The sequence below is a fragment of the Actinoplanes hulinensis genome (assembly GCF_019429605.1).
In the GTDB taxonomy this organism is placed as follows: domain Bacteria; phylum Actinomycetota; class Actinomycetes; order Mycobacteriales; family Micromonosporaceae; genus Actinoplanes; species Actinoplanes campanulatus.
On the sequence record NZ_JAHXZI010000006.1, the window covers coordinates 318,440 to 336,789 of the forward strand.

16 protein-coding genes and 2 pseudogenes are annotated in these 18,350 nt (G+C 73.8%); 11 read left to right on the top strand and 7 right to left on the bottom strand.

Annotation, left to right across the window (positions count from 1 at the left end; translation table 11 throughout):
• Window positions 1-9: 9 nt before the first annotated feature.
• Complete coding sequence (locus tag KZ829_RS13840; protein ID WP_220144273.1) at window positions 10-1,416, bottom strand: aldehyde dehydrogenase family protein; 1,407 nt, start codon at window positions 1,414-1,416, stop codon at window positions 10-12.
• 149 nt (window positions 1,417-1,565) lie between these two features.
• Here KZ829_RS13840 and KZ829_RS13845 point away from each other — a divergent pair, with 149 nt between their 5' ends.
• The 10 genes and pseudogenes from KZ829_RS13845 (at window position 1,566) to KZ829_RS13890 (ending at window position 12,286) form a co-directional block, all read left to right on the top strand.
• Window positions 1,566-3,200: a carbamoyltransferase family protein gene (locus KZ829_RS13845; RefSeq protein WP_220144274.1), complete on the top strand. Its 1,635-nt coding sequence runs from the start codon at window positions 1,566-1,568 to the stop codon at window positions 3,198-3,200.
• Window positions 3,197-4,234 (top strand): glycosyltransferase family 2 protein, encoded by a 1,038-nt coding sequence (locus tag KZ829_RS13850; protein WP_220144275.1) that lies wholly within the window; start codon window positions 3,197-3,199, stop codon window positions 4,232-4,234. The genes KZ829_RS13845 and KZ829_RS13850 overlap by 4 nt, the downstream gene beginning before the upstream one ends.
• Window positions 4,138-5,808: an HAD-IIIA family hydrolase gene (locus KZ829_RS13855; protein ID WP_220144276.1), complete on the top strand. Its 1,671-nt coding sequence runs from the start codon at window positions 4,138-4,140 to the stop codon at window positions 5,806-5,808. Before KZ829_RS13850 ends, KZ829_RS13855 begins: the two co-directional genes overlap by 97 nt.
• Entirely contained in the window at window positions 5,805-6,725 is a 921-nt protein-coding gene (locus tag KZ829_RS13860; RefSeq protein WP_220144277.1) for a glycosyltransferase, read from the top strand. Before KZ829_RS13855 ends, KZ829_RS13860 begins: the two co-directional genes overlap by 4 nt.
• Window positions 6,710-7,912 carry a glycosyltransferase gene (locus tag KZ829_RS13865; RefSeq protein WP_220144278.1) on the top strand — a complete coding sequence of 401 codons (1,203 nt, stop codon included), beginning with the start codon at window positions 6,710-6,712 and terminating at the stop codon, window positions 7,910-7,912. The genes KZ829_RS13860 and KZ829_RS13865 overlap by 16 nt, the downstream gene beginning before the upstream one ends.
• An 85-nt stretch (window positions 7,913-7,997) precedes the next feature.
• Window positions 7,998-8,603, top strand: coding sequence for a D-sedoheptulose-7-phosphate isomerase (locus KZ829_RS13870; RefSeq protein ID WP_220144279.1), 606 nt, complete (start codon window positions 7,998-8,000; stop codon window positions 8,601-8,603).
• Window positions 8,600-10,082: pseudogene (locus tag KZ829_RS13875) on the top strand (PfkB family carbohydrate kinase); the annotation flags it as partial. The gene KZ829_RS13870 and the pseudogene KZ829_RS13875, both read left to right, overlap by 4 nt.
• The gene (locus KZ829_RS13880; RefSeq protein ID WP_220144281.1) at window positions 10,004-10,684 is read left to right on the top strand and encodes an SDR family oxidoreductase; all 681 of its coding nucleotides are present in this window, start codon (window positions 10,004-10,006) and stop codon (window positions 10,682-10,684) included. The pseudogene KZ829_RS13875 and the gene KZ829_RS13880, both read left to right, overlap by 79 nt.
• Window positions 10,681-11,610: a glycosyltransferase family 9 protein gene (locus KZ829_RS13885; protein WP_220144282.1), complete on the top strand. Its 930-nt coding sequence runs from the start codon at window positions 10,681-10,683 to the stop codon at window positions 11,608-11,610. Before KZ829_RS13880 ends, KZ829_RS13885 begins: the two co-directional genes overlap by 4 nt.
• 127 nt (window positions 11,611-11,737) lie before the next feature.
• Complete coding sequence (locus tag KZ829_RS13890; RefSeq protein ID WP_308285472.1) at window positions 11,738-12,286, top strand: GNAT family N-acetyltransferase; 549 nt, start codon at window positions 11,738-11,740, stop codon at window positions 12,284-12,286.
• On the opposite strand, the gene KZ829_RS13895 is transcribed toward KZ829_RS13890, so the two are convergent.
• The 3 genes from KZ829_RS13895 to KZ829_RS13905 form a co-directional block, all read right to left on the bottom strand.
• Entirely contained in the window at window positions 12,283-12,948 is a 666-nt protein-coding gene (locus tag KZ829_RS13895; RefSeq protein WP_220144284.1) for an N-acetyltransferase, read from the bottom strand. The genes KZ829_RS13890 and KZ829_RS13895 overlap by 4 nt on opposite strands.
• A 26-nt stretch (window positions 12,949-12,974) precedes the next feature.
• Entirely contained in the window at window positions 12,975-13,712 is a 738-nt protein-coding gene (locus tag KZ829_RS13900; protein WP_220144285.1) for a hypothetical protein, read from the bottom strand.
• A 70-nt stretch (window positions 13,713-13,782) separates the two neighbouring features.
• Complete coding sequence (locus KZ829_RS13905) at window positions 13,783-14,316, bottom strand: hypothetical protein (RefSeq protein ID WP_220144286.1); 534 nt, start codon at window positions 14,314-14,316, stop codon at window positions 13,783-13,785.
• 137 nt (window positions 14,317-14,453) lie between these two features.
• On the opposite strand from KZ829_RS13905, the gene KZ829_RS13910 reads away from it, so the two are divergent.
• A complete protein-coding gene (locus tag KZ829_RS13910) occupies window positions 14,454-16,646 on the top strand; it encodes a tetratricopeptide repeat protein (protein WP_220144287.1) in 2,193 nt (730 codons plus the stop codon).
• Between the two features lie 10 nt (window positions 16,647-16,656).
• Here the strand turns inward: KZ829_RS13910 and KZ829_RS13915 are convergent, their stop codons facing one another.
• From KZ829_RS13915 to KZ829_RS13925, 3 genes and pseudogenes are all read right to left on the bottom strand, one after another.
• Window positions 16,657-17,304: a maleylpyruvate isomerase family mycothiol-dependent enzyme gene (locus KZ829_RS13915; RefSeq protein ID WP_220144288.1), complete on the bottom strand. Its 648-nt coding sequence runs from the start codon at window positions 17,302-17,304 to the stop codon at window positions 16,657-16,659.
• Window positions 17,301-17,450 carry a hypothetical protein gene (locus KZ829_RS13920; RefSeq protein ID WP_220144289.1) on the bottom strand — a complete coding sequence of 50 codons (150 nt, stop codon included), beginning with the start codon at window positions 17,448-17,450 and terminating at the stop codon, window positions 17,301-17,303. Before KZ829_RS13920 ends, KZ829_RS13915 begins: the two co-directional genes overlap by 4 nt.
• A gap of 68 nt (window positions 17,451-17,518) precedes the next feature.
• Window positions 17,519-18,270 (bottom strand): annotated as a pseudogene (locus KZ829_RS13925) (class I SAM-dependent methyltransferase).
• Window positions 18,271-18,350 lie beyond the last annotated feature (80 nt).

Sequence of the window (18,350 nt, forward strand, 5' to 3'; positions counted from 1 at the left end):
CGGCCTTGTTCACCAGCCGGTGGGCGGGGCCTCCAGGTGCACCACTGTGGTCACCGTCATCTCGTCGAGCAGTTCGGGGCCGTACCCGAAGCCCTGTCCGCTGCCGCGGCGCGGATGCGCGGCACCGCCGGGCGCCCCACCGAACACCGCGTTGACCTTGATGGTGCCGGCCGGCAGCTCCCGCCAGGCCCGCTGGGCGTGGCTCATGCTGGGCGTCAGCACGGTGGCGGCCAGCCCGTACGGCGAGTCGGCGGCCCGCTCCAGGGCCTCCTCGAAGGAGTCCACCACGAGCACCGGCGCGACCGGCCCGAACGTCTCCTCCCGCATCACCGGCATGTCGTCGGTGCAGCCGGTCAGGACGGTCGGCGGGTAGTAGGCGCCCGGCGCGTCCGGGACGGCGCCGCCGCAGACCAGGGTGGCGCCGTCCCGGACCGCGGCGCGCACCTGCTGGTGCACGGTGTCGCGCAGCCGCCGGTCGACCAGCGGCCCGATCTGCTTGCCCCAGGTCTCGGCCTCGGCGGCGAGCGCCTCGACGAACGGCTCGGCCACCTCCCGGTGCACGTAGATCCGCTCGACGGCGACGCAGATCTGCCCCGAGTTGGCGAACGCGCCGAGCGCCGCCTGTCCGGCCGCCCACACCGGATCCACGCCGGCGTCCACGATCAGCGGGTCGCTGCCGCCGTTCTCCAGCAGCGCCTTCGCGCCGGTCCGGGCGCAGGCCGCGGCGATCGACCGGCCGGTGGCGGTGGAGCCGACGTGCGCCACCACGTCCACGGCCCCGGCGGCCAGCGCGGCCCCGGCCGGGGCGTCGCCGTGCACCACGTCGAGCACGCCCTGGGGCAGGTGCGGGGCGAACAGCCGGGCCAGCCGCCAGCCGGTCGCCGGGGTGCGCTCGCTCGGCTTGTGCACCACCGTGTTGCCGGTGACCAGGGCGGCGCCGAGCAGCCCGCAGGAGACGGCGACCGGGTCGTTCCACGGGGTGATCACCGCGACCACGCCGCGCGGCCGGTACGCCATCAGGTCGATCGCGCCGTCGTCCCCGGCCAGCGAGCGGCCGCGGTGGGTGGGGCCGAGCTCGGCGTACTGGCGCAGGGTGCCGACCCCGGCCGCGATCGAGTCGCGGGCGCCGTCGACCGGTTTGCCCATCTCGCCCGCCATGATCTCGGCCAGCTCGCCGGCCGCCGCCTCGATCGCGTTCGCGGCGGCGTGCAGGGCGGCGGCCCGGGCGGCCGGGGCGGTGCGGGCCCACTCCGGCGCGGCGGCGCGGGCGGCTCGCACGGCGGCGGCGACGTCGGCCTCGGAGGCGACCGGCACCCGGGTGACCGGGCGGTCGTCGCACGGGCCGGTGACGGTCAGGGTCCGTCCGCCGGTGCCCGGCGCCCACCTGCCGTCGATGAGCTGTTCCACCTCATGCATGCGGCCAGTCTGCCCACACCGCATCGCCCGAAAACATGCCTTACGGCAAATGTTCACCGTGAAAGTGCAGGAAAACGGGGATTCCAGCTATCCGGGGGAAGTTGATGATCATGCGGTTAAAGGGGAGATCCGGGGGTATGCCGCCCGCCATGCGCGTTCTCGGGATCAATGCGATCTTCCATGACCCATCGGCGGCCGTGATCGTGGACGGTCGCGTGGTGGCGGCAGCGGAGGAGGAGCGGTTCAGCCGCCGCAAGCACGGCAAGCGGCCGGTGCCGTTCGCCGCCTGGGAGCTGCCGGAGCTGTCCGCCGCCTGGTGCCTGGAACAGGCCGGGCTGCGGCCGGGCGACCTGGACGCGGTCGCCTACTCGTTCGACCCCGGGCTCTGCCGGGATGCCGCCGAGATGGGCCTCGACGATCCCTGGGACCACCTGCGCGCCGACTACGCCCGGCGGGCCCCGCAGTTCCTGGCGACCGCGCTGCCCGGCCTCGACCCCGAGCAGGTGCGGTTCGTGCCGCATCACGTGGCGCACGCCGCCTCGGCCGGGCTCAGCGTGCCCGGGGACAGCGCCGTGCTGGTGCTCGACGGGCGCGGAGAGCGGGCCAGCCACCTGGCCGGGGCCTACCGGGACGGCCGGCTCGACGTGCTGTACGGCCAGGATCTGCCGCACTCGCTCGGTCTGCTCTACGAGGACCTCACCCGGCATCTCGGCTTCCTGCACTCCAGCGACGAGTACAAGGTGATGGCGCTCGCCTCCTACGGCCGGCCCAAGTACCTCGGCCTGCTGCGTGACCTGGTCCGGGCCGGCGACGACGGCGGGTTCACCGTCGAGCGGATCGACTGGGACGCCCTCGCCAAACCGCGGACCGACGGCGAGGAGATGACCGAGGCGCACGCCGACCTCGCCGCCAGCGTGCAGAAACGCCTCGAGGAGGTGCTGCTCGACCTGGCCCGGTGGACGTACCAGGCGGCCGGCGGGCTGCCCACGCTCACCATGGCCGGCGGGACCGCGCTCAACTGCGTGGCCAATGCCCGGATCGCCGCCGAGGGCCCGTTCCGGCGGGTGTGGGTGCAGCCGGCCGCCGGTGACGCGGGCACCGCGCTCGGGGCCGCGCTCGCCGTCAACGGCGAGCACCTGCCGTTCACCACGGCCGCGCTGGGCCGCGGCTGGAGCGACGACGAGCTGGAGGCCGAGCTGCGCCGGGCCGCCGTGCCGTACAGCCGGCCCGCCTCGATCGCCGCCGAGGCCGCCGGGGTACTGGCCCGCAACGGCATCGTCGCCTGGTACCAGGGCCGCAGCGAGTACGGGCCGCGGGCGCTCGGGCACCGGTCGCTGCTCGCCCACCCCGGCGACCGGGACACCCAGACCCGGATGAACGACGTGAAGGGCCGCGAACAGTTCCGGCCGATCGCGCCGATGGTCCGGGCGGAACGCTTCCACGACATCTTCGAAGGCGTCTACCCGAGCCCGTACATGCTCTTCGTCCACCGGGTGAGACCGGACTGGAGGGACCGCATCCCGGCGGTCACCCATGTCGACGGCACCGCACGTGTGCAGACCGTACATGGTGACGACGAGCCGGTCGTGGCGTCGATGTTGACGGAGTTCGAGCGGTTGACCGGACTGCCGGTGGTCGTCAACACGTCGCTCAACACGGCCGGCCGGCCGATGGTCGACACCCCGCGCGAGGCCCTCGAACTGTTCGGGTCGGCGCCGGTCGACCTGCTCGCCCTCGGCCCGTTCGCGGTGCACCGCGCCCAGACCCACCGGAGCGTGGAGTGACGTTCGCCAGCATCGTCGTACCCACCGTGGGACGGGTCAGCCTCGGCGCGCTGCTGGCCGCGCTCGGTTCGGTGCCGCCGGACATCGAGCTGCTGATCGTCGACGACCGGGCCGACCGGCGTACCCCTCTCGAAGTGCCGGCCCGGGTGATCGCGGGCCGTGCCGCCGGGCCCGCCGCGGCCCGCAACACCGGCTGGCGGGCCGCCGAGGGTGAGTGGGTGGCGTTCCTCGACGACGACGTGCTGCCCGACCCGGACTGGATCGAACGGCTGGTCGACGACCTGCGATCGGCGGCCCCGACCGTCGGCGGGGTGCAGGGCGACCTCCGGGTGCCGCTGCCGCCGGACCGGCCGCCCACCGACTGGGAGCGGGTCACCGCGTCCCTCGCCGACGGCGAGTGGCTCACCGCGGACATGGCCTACCGCCGTGCCGCGCTGGCCCGCGCCGGCGGCTTCGACGAACGGCTGCCGCGCGCCTTCCGCGAGGACGCCGAGCTGGCCCTCCGGGTCCGGCTGGCGGGCTGGGAGCTGCACCGCGGCCGTCGCCGGGCCACCCATCCGGTCCGTCCCGAAGATCGATGGATCAGCGTACGGACACAGCGCGGCAACGCGGACGACGCTCTGCTGCGCCGCCTCTACGGCCCGGACTGGCATGCGGTGCTCGGGATTCCGGCCGGCCGCCGGCACCGGCACGCCGTGATCACCGCCTGCCTGGCCGCGGCCGCCGGATCGGCCCTGCTGCGCGCGGCCACCGGTGGCCGGGCCTGGTCGCCGGTGGCCGCCCTGGCCGCGGCCGGCTGGGCGGCCGGGACCGCCGAGTTCGCGCTGGCCCGCATCGCCCCCGGCCCCCGCGATTCCCGCGAGGTCGCCACCATGCTGGTGACCAGCGCGGTCATCCCCCCGGTGGCGATCGCCCACTGGCTGCGCGGCTGGCTCCGATGGCGTGGCGCCGAGCCGCACCGGCCGGTTCCCGAGGCGCCGTGCGTTCCGCTGCCGGACGGCTCCACCGCGCCGCGCGGCAGGCGGAACCGGTGAGCGCGCCGCTCTACGACGCGGTGCTGTTCGACCGGGACGGCACGCTGATCGTGGACGTGCCCTACAACGGGGACCCGTTCAAGGTCCGGCCGATGCCCGGCGCCAGGGCCGCCCTCGACCGGCTGCGCGCCGCCGGCCTGCGGCTCGGCGTGGTCACCAACCAGTCCGGGCTGGCCCGCGGCCGGTTCACCGCCGAGCAACTGACCGCCGTGAACGAACGGGTCGAGGAACTGCTCGGCCCGTTCGGCACGTGGCAGGTGTGCCCGCACGACGACACGGCCGGCTGCGCGTGCCGCAAACCGGCCGCCGGTCTGGTCCTGGCCGCGGCGGCCGCGCTCGGCACCACCCCGGAGCGCTGCGTGCTGGTCGGTGACATCGGCCGGGACGTGGAGGCGGCGCTCGCCGCCGGGGCCGCCGGGATCCTCGTCCCGACCGGGGTCACCCTGGAGGCCGAGGTGGCGGCCGCACCGCACCGCGCCGCCGACCTGGCCGGAGCCGCCGACCTGATCCTCGACCGGCACCGGCTGCTCAGCCCGGCGCCCCGGCCGCGCGCCGCCGGCACGATCCTGGCCGTCCGCTCCGACTCGGCCGGGGACGTGCTGGTCACCGGCCCGGCGATCCGTGCCCTGGCGGCCGGCGCCGACCGGGTGGTGCTGCTGTGCGGCCCGCGCGGCCGGGCCGCCGCCGAACTGCTGCCCGGTGTGGACGAGATCGTCGAATGGCGGTTGCCGTGGATCGACCCCGAGCCGGGCCCGGTCGACCCGGCCGGCATGCGGGCGCTCACCGACAGGCTGCGGGCCGTCGGCGCGGACGAGGCCGTCGTGTTCACCTCGTTCCACCAGTCGGCGCTGCCACTGGCCCTGCTGCTGCGGATGGCCGGCGTCGAGCGGATCACCGCGATCAGCGAGGACTACCCGGGAACGCTGCTGGACGTGCGGCACCGCGTACCGGATGAGCTGCCCGAACCGGAACGTGCCCGCAGCGTCGCGGCAGCCGCGGGTTTCGTTCTCCCGGCGGGCGACGACGGGCGGCTGCGGGTGACCGTCCCGCGCCGGCCGCGTGGCGGCTACCTGGTGGTGCACCCGGGCGCGAGCTGCGAGGCCCGGTCGTGCCCGCCGGAGAACCTGCGCCGCATCGTGGCCGCCCTCGCCGACCAGGGCCACCGGGTCGTCGTCACCGGCGGGCCGGGAGAGCGGCATCTGGCCGCCTACGTGGCCGGGGACGCCGCCGACGACCCCGGGCCGATGCCGCTGGCCGAGCTGGCCGCCCTGCTCTCCGGCGCCGACTGCCTGATCGTCGCCAACACCGGCCCGGCCCACCTGGCGGCGGCCGTCGGCACCCCGGTGATCAGCCTGTACGCGCCGACCGTCCCCTATGGCCGGTGGGGCCCCTACCGGGTGCCCGCCGTCCGGCTCGGCGACGCGGGCGCACCCTGCCGGGACACCCGGGCCACCCGCTGCCCGGTCCCCGGGCATCCCTGCCTGACCGGCATCCGACCGCACGACGTGCTGGCGGCGGTACACCGTCTCGGCATCGCCGTACCCGAACCGAACCACGACGAGGTGGCCGCGTGAACATCCTGCTCTGGCACGTGCACGGCTCCTGGACGACCTCGTTCGTCCAGGGCAAGCACCGGTACCTGGTACCGGTCAACCCGGCCCGCGACGAGTGGGGCCGCGGCCGTGCCCGTACCTTCGACTGGCCGGACACCGTCGAGGAACTGCCGCTCACCGAGATCCGTGACGTGGACGTGGCGATCGCCCAGCGTCCCGGGGAACTCGACCTGATCCCGCCGCACGTGCCGGTGATCTACGTCGAGCACAACACGCCCAAGGGCGACGTGCCGGACACCCGGCACCCGCTCGCCGACCGTGACGACCTGGTCATCGCGCACGTCACCGACTTCAACGACCTGTTCTGGGACTGCGGCGGCACCCGGACCACGGTCATCGAGCACGGCGTCGTCGAACCGGCCGCCCGCTGGACCGGTTCGCTGTCCCGCCTGGCCGTGGTCACCAACGAGCCGGTACGCCGTGGGCGGGTCACCGGCACCGACCTGTTCCCCCGGTTCGCGTCCGTCGCCCCACTGGACGTCTTCGGCATGGGCGTCTCCGGACTGGCCGGCGTCACCACCTTCGAGGACCCGCCCCAGCACGAGATGCACGCCGAGGTCGCCCAGCGGCGCGCCTACCTGCACCTGTGCCGGTGGACGTCGCTCGGGCTCAGCCTCATCGAGGCCATGCAGATGGGCATGCCGGTGCTGGCCCTGGCCACCACCGAGGCGATCGCCGCCGTCCCGCCGGACGCCGGGATCCTCTCCACCCGGGTGGACACCCTGGTCGAGGCCGCCCGCCGGCTCATCGACGAACCCGACGAGGCGGCCCGGCTCGGCGCCCAGGCCCGGCAGGTGGCCCTGGCCCGGTACGGCATCGACCGCTTCCTCGCCGACTGGGACCGACTGCTGGAGGAGGAAACATGCGCATCGCGATGATCTCCGAACACGCCAGCCCGCTCGCGGCGCTCGGTGGCGTCGACGCGGGCGGGCAGAACTCGCACGTCGCCGAACTCGCCGCCGCCCTGGCCGCGAACGGTCACGAGGTACGCGTCTACACCCGGCGGGACAGCCCGGACCTGCCGGAGGTCGTGCCGATGGGGGAGCGGGCCGACGTGGTCCACGTACCGGCCGGGCCGGCCGAGGCGCTGCCCAAGGACGAGCTGTTGCCGTACATGGGCGCCTTCGCCGCGTGGATGGCCGCCGACTGGCGCGCCGAGTGGATGCCGGACGTGGCGCACGCCCACTTCTGGATGAGCGGGCTGGCCACCCTGGACGCCGGGCACTCCTGCGGGGTGCCGGTGGTGCAGACCTTCCACGCCCTCGGCACCGTCAAACGCCGCTACCAGGGCGCCGCCGACACCAGCCCACCCGGGCGGATCGGCTACGAACGGCACATCGGGCGGGCCGCCGACCGGGTGATCGTGCAGTCCCGCGACGAGGTCGAGGAACTGCTGCCCCTCGGGGTGCCGCGGTCGAGGATGTCGCTGGTGCCGTCCGGGGTCGACACCGAACGGTTCAGCTCGCGCGGGCCGGCGGTGGAGCGCACCCCCGGGCTGAGCCGGATCCTCACGGTGGCCCGGCTCGTCGAGCGCAAGGGCATCGAGGACGCCATCCGGGCCATGCCGGCCGTGCCCGGCGCCGAGCTCGTGGTGGTCGGCGGTCCGCCGGCCGCGGCACTCGACGCCGAACCGTACGCCCGTCGGCTCCGGGCCCTCGCCGAGCACTGCCGGGTCGCCGACCGGGTCCGGCTGGCCGGCGCGGTTCCGGCGCACGAGATGCCGGCCTGGTACCGGTCCGCCGACGTGCTCGCCGCCACCCCCTGGTACGAGCCGTTCGGTCTTACCCCCCTCGAGGCGATGGCCTGCGGGGTGCCGGTGGTCGCCACCGCGGTCGGCGGGCTCACCGACACGGTCGTCGACGGCGTCACCGGCGACCTGGTGCCGCCCCGCGACCCGCGCGCCCTGGCCGTCGCGCTGCGCCGGCTCGCCGGGGACGAGGTCCGCCGGTACGGGTACGCCGCCGCGGCCGCCGACCGGGCCGCCGCCTCCTACTCGTGGCCGCGCATCGCCGAACGACTGACCGCCGTCTACTCGACCGTCGCCAACCTGGAGGTCGTGGCATGACCGACTGCACCGAGTGGCACTCCGCCGGACCTTCCCAGGACCTCGCAGACGAGGGCCAGGAGGGCATGCCGAAAGGAAGCACGGTTTGAACCCCCTCGACGTCCACCTGACCGGGCTCGTCCAGGCGCTGCTGCCGTACCGGGAGCAGGCCGGCCGCCTGGCCCGCTGGGGCGCCACCCTGGCCCGTCACCTCTCCGGCGGTGGACGGCTGCTGGTCGCCGGCAACGGCGGCAGCGCCGCCGAGGCCCAGCACCTCGCCGCCGAACTCGTCGGCAAGCTGCGCGAGGACCGGATCCCGCTGTCCGCGATCGCGCTCACCCCCGACTCGTCGGCGGTCACCGCGATCAGCAACGACTACGGCTTCGAGGAGGTGTTCGCCCGCCAGGTCCGGGCGCACGGCCGCCGCGACGACATCCTGCTCCTGCTCTCCACCAGCGGCCGCAGCCCCAACCTGCTGGCCGCGGCGCGCGCCGCCGAGGAGATCGGCATGCGGACCTGGGCGATGGTCGGCGAACGGCCCAACCCGCTCGCCGACATCTGTCACGAGGCGCTGTGCTGCCCGTCACCGGACAGCCAGGTCGTCCAGGAGCTGCACCTGGTCTCGGTGCACGTGATGTGCGAATACGTGGACCGGCACCTGGCCCCTTCGGACCTGGGCCGCGACGAGCTGGAGGAGATGGTCAGCGCATGAGCGGCCGCGCGAGTCCGGCGGCACCGCAGCGCGGCACAGGTCGCGGCACGAGGTTGGTCGTCGTCGGGGACACGCTGCTCGACCGGGACGTGCACGGCACCGTCACCCGGATCGCCCCGGACGCGCCCGCCCCGGTCCTGGACGAGGAGCGGGTGTCGGAGCGCCCCGGCGGCGCGGGCCTGGCGGCCCTGCTCGCCGCCCGGCGGGGGATCGAGGTCGCGCTGGTCACGGCGCTCGCCCCGGACGCCGCCGGGGCCCGGCTGAGCGAGCTGCTCACAGCCGCCGGCATTCGGGCGTACGCGCTCCCGCTGCCCGGAGACACCCCGGAGAAGATCCGGCTGAACGCTGGCGGCCAGGTGCTGCTGCGGCTGGACCGCGGTGGCCCGCCCCAGCCGCCCGGCGACGCCCCGGCCGCCGCGCTCGACGTGCTGCGCGACGCGGGCGCCATCCTGGTCAGCGACTACGGCCGCGGGGTGGCCCGGCATCCGGCGCTGCGGGCCGCCGTCGAGGAGTCGAAGGCGCCGGTGGTGTGGGATCCGCACCCGAACGGGCCGCCGCCGGTGCCGAACTGCCGTCTCGTCACCCCGAACGAGGCCGAGGCGCGGCGGCTGTCCGGCGACGCCGGAAACGGGTCCGGGCTGGCCATCGCCCAGCGGGCCGGGCACGCCCTGCGGCAGCGCTGGCAAGCCGCGGCGGTGGTGGTGACCCGCGGCGCGGGCGGCGCGGTGCTCTGCCAGGGCGGCCCGACACCGCTGGTGGTGCCGGTTCCGGTGGCGTCGTCCGGTGACACCTGTGGTGCCGGGGACGCGTTCGCCGTCGCGGCCGCGGTGGCTCTCGCCGAGGGCGCTCTGGTCTCGGAGGCGGTCGGTGAGGCGGTCGCCGCAGCATCAGAATACGTGGCCGGAGATCACGAAATATTTGGAAGAGCTGGCCGCGAGGGCAGGATCGGCGCCGACGAAGCCGGCCGGCTCGCCGCCGCGGTCCGCGCCCGCGGCGGCACCGTCGTCGCCACCGGGGGCTGCTTCGACCTGCTGCACGCCGGCCATCTCGCCACGCTGGAAGCCGCCCGTGCGCTGGGCGACTGCCTGATCGTCTGCCTCAACAGCGACACCTCGGTCCGCGGCTTGAAGGGCGACAACCGCCCGCTCACCGGCCAGGAGGACCGCGGCCGCCTGCTCGCCGCCCTGGACTGCGTCGACGCCGTCGTCGTCTTCGACGAGCCCACCCCGGAACCGGTCCTGGCCCGGCTGCGCCCCGACGTCTGGGTGAAGGGCGGCGACTACGACACGCTGCCGGAGACCGAGATCGTCCAGCGCTGGGGCGGCCAGACCGTGATCGTGCCGTACCTGGACGGCCGCTCCACCACGAAAACCATCGCCGAAGCACGCAGGAGGTAGCGCATGGACGCAGTCATCGTCACCGGAGGATCCAGTGGCCTGGGCGCCGCGGTCGTCGACGCCGTCGTCAAGGCCGGCGGCCGCCCGTACGTCATCGACCGGCAAGCCCCGAAGCCGGGCGTCGACTGGATCGAGTGCGACCTGGCCGACACCCGCGCCGCCGAACGGGCCACGGCCGAGGTGATCGCCCGCGCCGGCGGAACCCTCGACGGCGTGGTCACCGCCGCCGGCATGGACGTGCCCGGCACCCTGGAGGACGTTCCCGGCGAGACCTGGGACCGGATCGTCGCCGTCGACCTGCTCGCCACCGCCGCGGTGATCCGCGCCGCGATCCCCGCGCTCAAGCGGTCGCACGGCGGTGTCGTGACGATCTCCTCCACCCTCGGGATCAAGGCCGTCTCGGACGCCACCGCCTACTGTGCCGCCAAGTTCGGTGTCGTCGGCTTCACCCGGGCGCTGGCCGCCGAACTCGCCGGGCAGGTCAACGTGACGCTGCTGATCCCCGGCGGCATGCGGACGAGGTTCTTCGACGACCGCGACGACAGGTACAAGCCGGGACCGGACGCGATCCTCAACGATCCGGCCAACGTGGCCGCCGCGGTGCTGTTCGCGCTCAGCCAGCCGCCCGGCTGCGCGGTCCGGGAACTCGTCGTGGCGGCGGAGACGGAGAGCTCGTACCCGTGATCCTGGTCCTGCGCGCGCTCGGCGTGGGAGATCTGGCGACCGCGGTGCCCGCCCTGCGCGGGCTCCGCGCCGCCTTTCCCGGCGAGACCCTGGCCCTGGCCGCCCCCGCCTGGCTCACCCCGCTGATCGTCACGATCGGCGGTATCGACCGGATCGTCCCGGCCCGCGAGCTGGAACCCCTCGACGGCGCTCCCACCGAGCCCCGGCTCGCGGTCAACCTGCACGGCTCCGGTCCGGAATCGCACCGCCGCCTGATGGCGTTGCGCCCGGGCGCGTTGTGGGCGTTCGCCAGCACCCCGGCCGGGCACCACGACGGGCCCGGCTGGCACGACGACGAACACGAGGTCCGGCGCTGGTGCCGGTTGGTGCGCTATTACGGCGTACCCTGCTTGGACATTGATCTTGATCTTGAAGCGCCGCACGCGGACGTGCCCACCGGCATGACGATCATCCATCCCGGCGCGAAATCCCCGGCCCGGCGATGGCCTCCGGACCGCTACGCGGCCGTCGCACGACGGTTGCGCGCCGCGGGTCACCACCCGCTGATCACCGGTTCCGCCGCCGAGAGAGACCTATGTGTACGGGTGAGCGCGCTCGCCGGGCTCCCGGAGGAGGCGGTCGCGCGCACCGGGCTGAACGAACTCGCCGCCCTGGTCGCGTCCGCCCGGCTGGTGATCAGCGGCGACACCGGGGTCGCCCATCTCGCCACCGCCTACCGGACGCCGTCGGTCACCCTGTTCGGCCCGGTGTCGCCGCAACGCTGGGGACCGCCGCCGGACCGGCCCTACCATCGCCCGATCTGGCACGGCACCCGCAGCGAACGCGGCGACCTGCCCGGCCCGGTCCACCCCGCGCTGCTCGCGATCACCCCCGACGAGGTGCTCGCCGCCGCCGACGAGGTCCAGCATGCGGCCGTACCGCGCTGACCTGCGCAGACGACCCGCGGGTCATCGAGTCCCACGAGAGCGGCGAGGTGATCGAACCCGGGCGTCCGGAGAAGACCGAGGCCGAGGTCATCGAACTGCTGACCGGAGATTCTGGTTGACTTCCGCCGTGGGCGACTGGGAAGTGCGGCTGATCGGATCCGACGGGCTGACCGAGGGGGAGACCGCCGGTGTCGTGGCACTGCTGCGCGCCCTGGTCGCCGGTGGCGCGGCGCTCGGCTGGGTGGAGCCCCCGCCGGCCGCCGAGGTGGTCGCCCTCCTGGACACGCTGACCGCGGCCGTCCCGTCCGGTGACGCCGCGATCGCCCTGGCCGTCGTCCCCGCCGACGGCGGCGAGGAGGTGGCCGGATTCGGGTACTGGCGCCGCTACGACCGGCCCACCCACCGTCCCAACGCCGACCTGGAGAAACTCGCCGTCGACCCGGACCGGCAGGGCCTCGGCCTGGGGCGGACCCTGCTGACCGCGCTGATCGCGGCCGCGCTGCGCCACCGGATCGAGGTCCTCACCCTCGACCTGCGCGGCGACAACACCCGCGCGGCGGCCCTCTACAAGAAACTCGGCTTCCACCAGTACGGCCGTCTCGACCGCTTCGTGGCCGTCGGCGAGGCCCGGTACGACAAGCTCCTCTACGCCCTCGACCTGCGCGAACTCCGCTAGTCTGTGGCGACTCGGCCGGGGGTGGTGGCGATCAGCACGTGGGCGATCGTCCGCCAGCCAAGCCGCGGGTAGACGATCTGGCCGTCCACACTCGCGACGAGCAGGCCATGCTCGGCGCCCGCAGCCACCGCCGCGGCCGCCAGCGAGCCCATCACGGTGCTGGCCAGGCCCCGGCGCCGGTGGGCGGCATGCGTCTCGATCCTGTCGGCGACCGCGTCCGTGCCGGACAGCCCGGCGGTGCCCCACGCGGCCATCTCACCCGACTCGTGGACGACGGTGGCCGTCACCACCGCACCGGACCGGACGGTCTCGACCCGGTAGCCGGCGGCCGCCTCCCGCCGGGGATGCTCCCGCAGGTCGATAGTCATCATCGCCTCGGACTTCTGCAACAGCACCAGCCCGGCCGCCTCCAGCGCCGCGGCCGTCGCGTCCGGATCGGTGGTCGGCACGGTCAGCCAGGTCACCGTCCGTTCCGCCGCGACCCGGCCGGCCAGCCCGGCGAGGGTGGCCGGATCCACGTCGAGGGCCAGATACTCGACATCGCGGGTCGGCTGCCGGCAGTCCGACCGCAGCCCGCCGTCGACCGTCTCCGCCAGGGGCAGGGACCGGGCCACCGACCAGCCGCGCTGCCACCGGACGACGGTCTCGCGTAGATCACTCACCCGTTTAGTAGATCATCCATTCGCGATCACCAGTCCATCCAGCCGTCCAGGCTGGGCTTGCGCAGGTACGGCGGCTCCTCGAAGTCGATCGCGGTCAGCCACCGGGTGCCCGGCTCGACCCGGTGGCCGATCCTCCGCAGCTCGCGGACCACGACCGGGATGTGCAGGGCGCCGAAGACGACGGCGACCTCCATGTCCTCCGCCGCGAACTCGCCGTCGATCTTCCCGATCGCGTCGAGCAGCAGCTCGTCGCGTTCGGTGAGGATGACCCGGGTCAGGTACTCGTCGGCGAACCGCGGCCTGCTCTCGTCGGTCAGTTCCAGCGACGTCATGCCCTCCACCAGTTCGGAGCCGGTGAGGGCCATCCGGATGGCGAGAACCGGGGTCATCACGGCGAGACCCGCCCACGTCTCGCGGGGCAGGCGACGGTCCGGCCGCGCTTCCGGCCCCAGGTGCGCGTCCGGAAAGATGATCGGTACGTCCAGAGCGCCGTAGTCGATGTCCTGGTGCACCAGTTGCCGGGCCACCCGCTGCCCGGTCCAGCGCATCGCGGTGACGTAGGCGAGCCCGGTCGAGCTGGGCCCGTCGTACTGCTCGGCGATGACCGCCTGACAGGTGCGAAGCCGCTGCCAGATCTCCCAGTAGTAGTCCGCGTGCCCCATGTGGATCGTCGGGATCAGGACCCAGCGGATGCCGCCGCCGGGCCGTCCCAGCACACTGATCGAGGTCCGGTAGCAGGTGCCGCTCATCTCCGTCAGCCGCATCCCGCCAGCGTAGGAACGGCTGGCCAGCCCGGGTCCGGGCCGTGGTGCCGCATGGCCCGGACCCGGTGTCTCAGCAGCGCGGCAGACCATGCGGTGGCGCCGAACCCGGAACCTTGGGCAGATCCGTCCACATGTCCGGAATCCACCGGCCGGTGGTCAGCCGGTTCCAGACGGCCCAGTCCGACGGCTGGCCCGGTGCCGGGTCACGGTCCCGCACGTTCTCGCCGTCCCGCTCCTGGCACACCACCTCGACCAGGCTTCCGTCCAGGTACCCGTCCGGGTAGTGCGCGCCCCGGCGCGGCTGCGGGTATGTGTAGATCCCATCCGAGCCGGAGTTGACGACGCGGGCGAACACCGGGGTGGCGGCCGGTGACGCGGTCGTCGAGTACGACGGCTGCGGCGTGGCCCGGTGCCGCGCGTCCGGCCGCATCGCCACGAGAAGCGCGATGATCGTGCCGAGGATGGTGGCCACCGCCGCGAGCCTGCCGAGGATGCCGAGACCGCCGTCCCCGATGATGATTTTCGAGCCCCGGACGTTCTGGATCCGGGTGTTGTCACGGCCGGCACGCTGCGCCTGCTGCCTGGGCTTTGTAGACGTCGCCATGAAAGCGTCTCCCTTCCACCCTTCAGCGTGGCCGCCGCGCCTTCACGGATGGTTCGCCAGCGCACACGGCACCTCTCCGAGCAGGCAGAACACTCTGAAAAGGGCGATCGTGGCAGCGAACACCGATACTCGGAAAGGTGCCCACCGAGGATCTGCGGGATTTCCTGGCTCTGCTCCGGGACGCCGCCGGACGGCGCGAGAACCGCCGGCTCTCGTTCCGCGTGATCGGCGAGAGGGCCGGTGGGCGCGCGTACTCCCATGTCGCCGATGTCTTCAAGGGACGCAAGGCGCCCGGTGATGATGTACTGGAGGACATCCTCCGTGCGCTGGGCGCCGGCCCGGCCGACCGGGAGAAGGCGTTCCGGCTGGCCCGCGAGTCCGTCCGGCCGCCGAAGCGGCGCACCGCCCGGCCCCGCATGCTGCCGCGCGCCTTTTCCGCGTTCGCCGGACGCGCCGACGCGATGCGACAGATCACCGAAGCGGTCGCCCGGCAACGAATCGTGGTGATCAGCGGGATGGGCGGGATGGGCAAGACCTGCCTCGCTGTCCGGTGGGCGAAGGACCACTCCCGCCGCTTCCGGTCCGGCGTCCTCTACGCCGACCTGCACGGATTCGATCGCGAGAAGCCGGAGCTGCCGGAGTCGGTAGTGGAGGCGTTCTTGACCGCACTCGGCGCCGTCGTCCCAGCCGATCCACGCCGTGCGGCCATCCTGTACCGGAAGCTCACCGGCCCGGGCATGCTCGTCGTCCTCGACAACGCCGCCCATGCAGGTCAGGTCCGCGCGCTCCTTCCCGGCGACGGCGCGACTGTGCTGATCACCAGCCGTGATCGCATGGGAGACCTGGAGGTTCGCGAGCACGCGTACCCTCTCGTGCTGCGACCGATGAGCGTGGCGGAGTCGACGGACTCGCTCCAGGTACGTCTGAGCCGGACCAGGATGGCAGGCCAGCAGGCGGCGGTCGCTACGCTGATCGAGGCGTGTGCGGGTCTGCCGCTCGCCCTGGGGATCGTGGGCGCCCGGTTGGAAGCGCATCCCGGCGAGCCGCTGACGACGGTCGCGGCGCAACTCGCCCGTCGGTCGGATCGGCTGGACGTCCTCGATGGATTGCGAACGGTGATCTCCTGGTCGGACCGGTTCGACCCGGCCACCCGGCGAGCCATGTGCCTGCTCAGCGCCGCGCCACCGGTGCTTGTCGGATTGGGCGGGGCGGCCGCGCTGTTCGGCCTGCCGCCCAGAGGGAGCCGGCTCGTCCTCCGCGAGTTCGAACGCGCCGGGCTGGTGCATCGCGACGCCGCCGGTCGGTACGGCATGCACGAACACGTCCGCCTGTACTACGAGGAGAGCACCGGTGAGGTCGACCCGGCCGTACGCCGGCTGGTGCGCTACTACCTGCACTCCGCGTACGCCGGCCAGCGGCTGCTGTCGCCGGCACGGCCCGAGATCACGATCGAGCCGCTCCCCGAGCACGTCGCGGTCGAGCGGATGGAGGAGGAGCAGGGCGCGCTCGCCTGGTTCGACGCCGAGAAGTCGACTCTGCCGGTGGTGCAGCGGGCCGCCGCCGATCTCGGGTGGCATGCGGAGGTGTGGCAGCTCGCCTGGTGCATGGATGACTACCTGTACCGGCGCGGCACGGTCGAATCGCACGAGCGGATGTGGCGGCTCGGGCTGACGGCTGCCGAGCGCACCGAAGATCGGGACGTGATCGCGCTGGCCGAGCTGTGCCTGGGCCGGATCGGGGGCATCGGCGCGCGAGACCATCTGCGCCGCGCCCTCGATCTGATCCGTCCCGGCGACCTCGTGCACCGGGCGTTGGCCCATCGCGCCCTCTCGCTGCAACTTGAGCACGAGAACCGGCGTGAGGCATTGCACCACGCCATCGCGGCGTTGCGGCTCTTTCGTACGCTGCCCGACCCGAGGTGGTCGGCCGTCCAGCTCAACGCGATCGGCGAGATGCTGGCCGCACTCGGTCACCCCGGCGCCGGCCGGAGGTGCTGCCTCCGGGCGCTGGAAGCCCACCGCCGGCTCGGCAACGACAACGGTGTGGCCGCCACCGAGGACGGCCTCGGCACGGTCGAGATGGCGGCCGGGCGGCCGGCGGCGGCCCGGCGGCACTACGAAAAGGCCATCGACCTGTACGAACGGCTGGGCAACATCTCGTCCCTGGCGAACACCACGGCCCGTCTCGGCGACCTGCTGATCACGATGCCGGGCGGCTCCGAGGAGGCGGTCCGCCGGTGGGGCGCCGCCCACGACCTCTTCCGGAGCCAGGGCCGCCTTCTCGAGGCGTCCCTGATGCGTGAGAAGGTACACCGTTCACCGGTGCTGTGATCCCTGTCGGTCAGCGGGCCCGCAGCCGGCCGGCGAGGACGGCGACTCCCGGGCCGGACAGGTCGGTAAGGGCGGCGGCGCGGCCTGTGGCGGCCATGCCGAGCGCCTCGAACGGGCCGGTGATCAGCGCCCCGTCACCGACGGTCCAGCCGGTGCCCGGGCCGGTGGCGGCGAGGCGCAGGCCGTCGAGGCGCCCGGGTGGGACCAGGGCCGGGGCCGGGCGTGGGCCGGCCAGGTAGTCGAGCAGGATCCGCCAGTGGCCGGCCGGGACGTCGGCGGACAGGCCGAGCGGGCGGGCGATGTCGCGCAGGTGCACGCACGTCTCGGCGAACGGGCCCATCGGGCCGACCCGCGGCGGGTTGACCTCGTCCGGGGCGTGCTGCCGGAGGAGGGTGATCAGATCGTCGGGGGAGTGCCGGGCCAGACGCCGGGTGAGGTGGTCGACGGTCCGGTCGGTGTCCCCGCGATGGCGGAGGGAGGTCAGAAGGAAACGGCCGAAACCGATCACCATCGGCTGGACGAAGTGGGCGGCCAGATGCCGTACCGTCCAGCCCTCGCACAGGGTCGGCGCGGCCCAGGCGCCGTCGTCCAGGCCCTCCAGGAAGTCGGCGATCATCAGCCGGTTCCGGCCCGTGAGACGGTAGATCTCGGTGCTCATGAACGAACGGCCTCCTCGCGGATATCCCGGTGCAGGGCGGCCAGGACCCGCAGCGCCGTCGTGATCTCCTCCGCGCCGCACTCCGCGGCCATCGTGCCGAGCCGGGCCAACTCGCCCGCACCCATCCGCGCGAACAATGATGTCATGTCGAGCATCATCACGTCCTTGATCCGTCGCCGTCGTCTATGGACGTGGGGTGACGGGCGCGGACCGTTCAGGCGCGCCGGGCCTCGATCAGCGTCCGTGTCGAGTACGCGGCGAACGACCCGTGTTCCGGATGTGCGCGTCCAGCGCCCGTAGCCGCTCGCGATACCTCCCGACGGTGAAGTCCGGCACCCACCACACGCATTTACGCAGGATCCAGACGACGGCCCCGATGTCGTGGAACTCCATCCGGCACCGCGTGGTCCGCAGATCCACGATCTCCAGTCCGGCCCGTCGTGCCGCGGTCGCCTCGGCTTCCGGATCGCGAGCGAGATGCGTTGCCGGCAGCGGCCCGAGAAACCACTCGATCAGCCCGAACGCCGACGCCGGACCGACATGCTGCGCCAGGTAGCCACCGCCGGGCACCAGCACCCGGGCGATCTCCGGCCAGTCCGGCCGCACCGGATGACGGCTGCTGACCAGCTCGAACGTCCGGTCCGCGAAGGGCAGCGGGTCACCCGGCGCGACCTCGGCGACCACCACGCCCCGCGGCCCCAGCAGCCGCCGGGCGTGTGCGGCGTTCGGCGGCCAGCCCTCGGTCACCACCATCCGCGGCGGCAGCACCGGCATCCCGCCGATGATCTCCCCACCGCCGGTGTCCACGTCCAGCGCCGACGACACCCCGGCCAGCCGGGCCGCGAGCAGCCGCGCATATCCCCACGGCGGTCGCTCCTCGGTGGCCCGCCCGTCCAGCCAGCCGAAACCCCAGCCGGAGACGTCCGCGGAAGAGCCTTCCACAACCAATTCCTCAAACGTACGCACGACGCGCTCCCCCCATGCCGCACCGCAGTCTGCCCGCGCCGCAGCCGAAAACGCATCCCGTTTCCGCGACCCGCGACCCC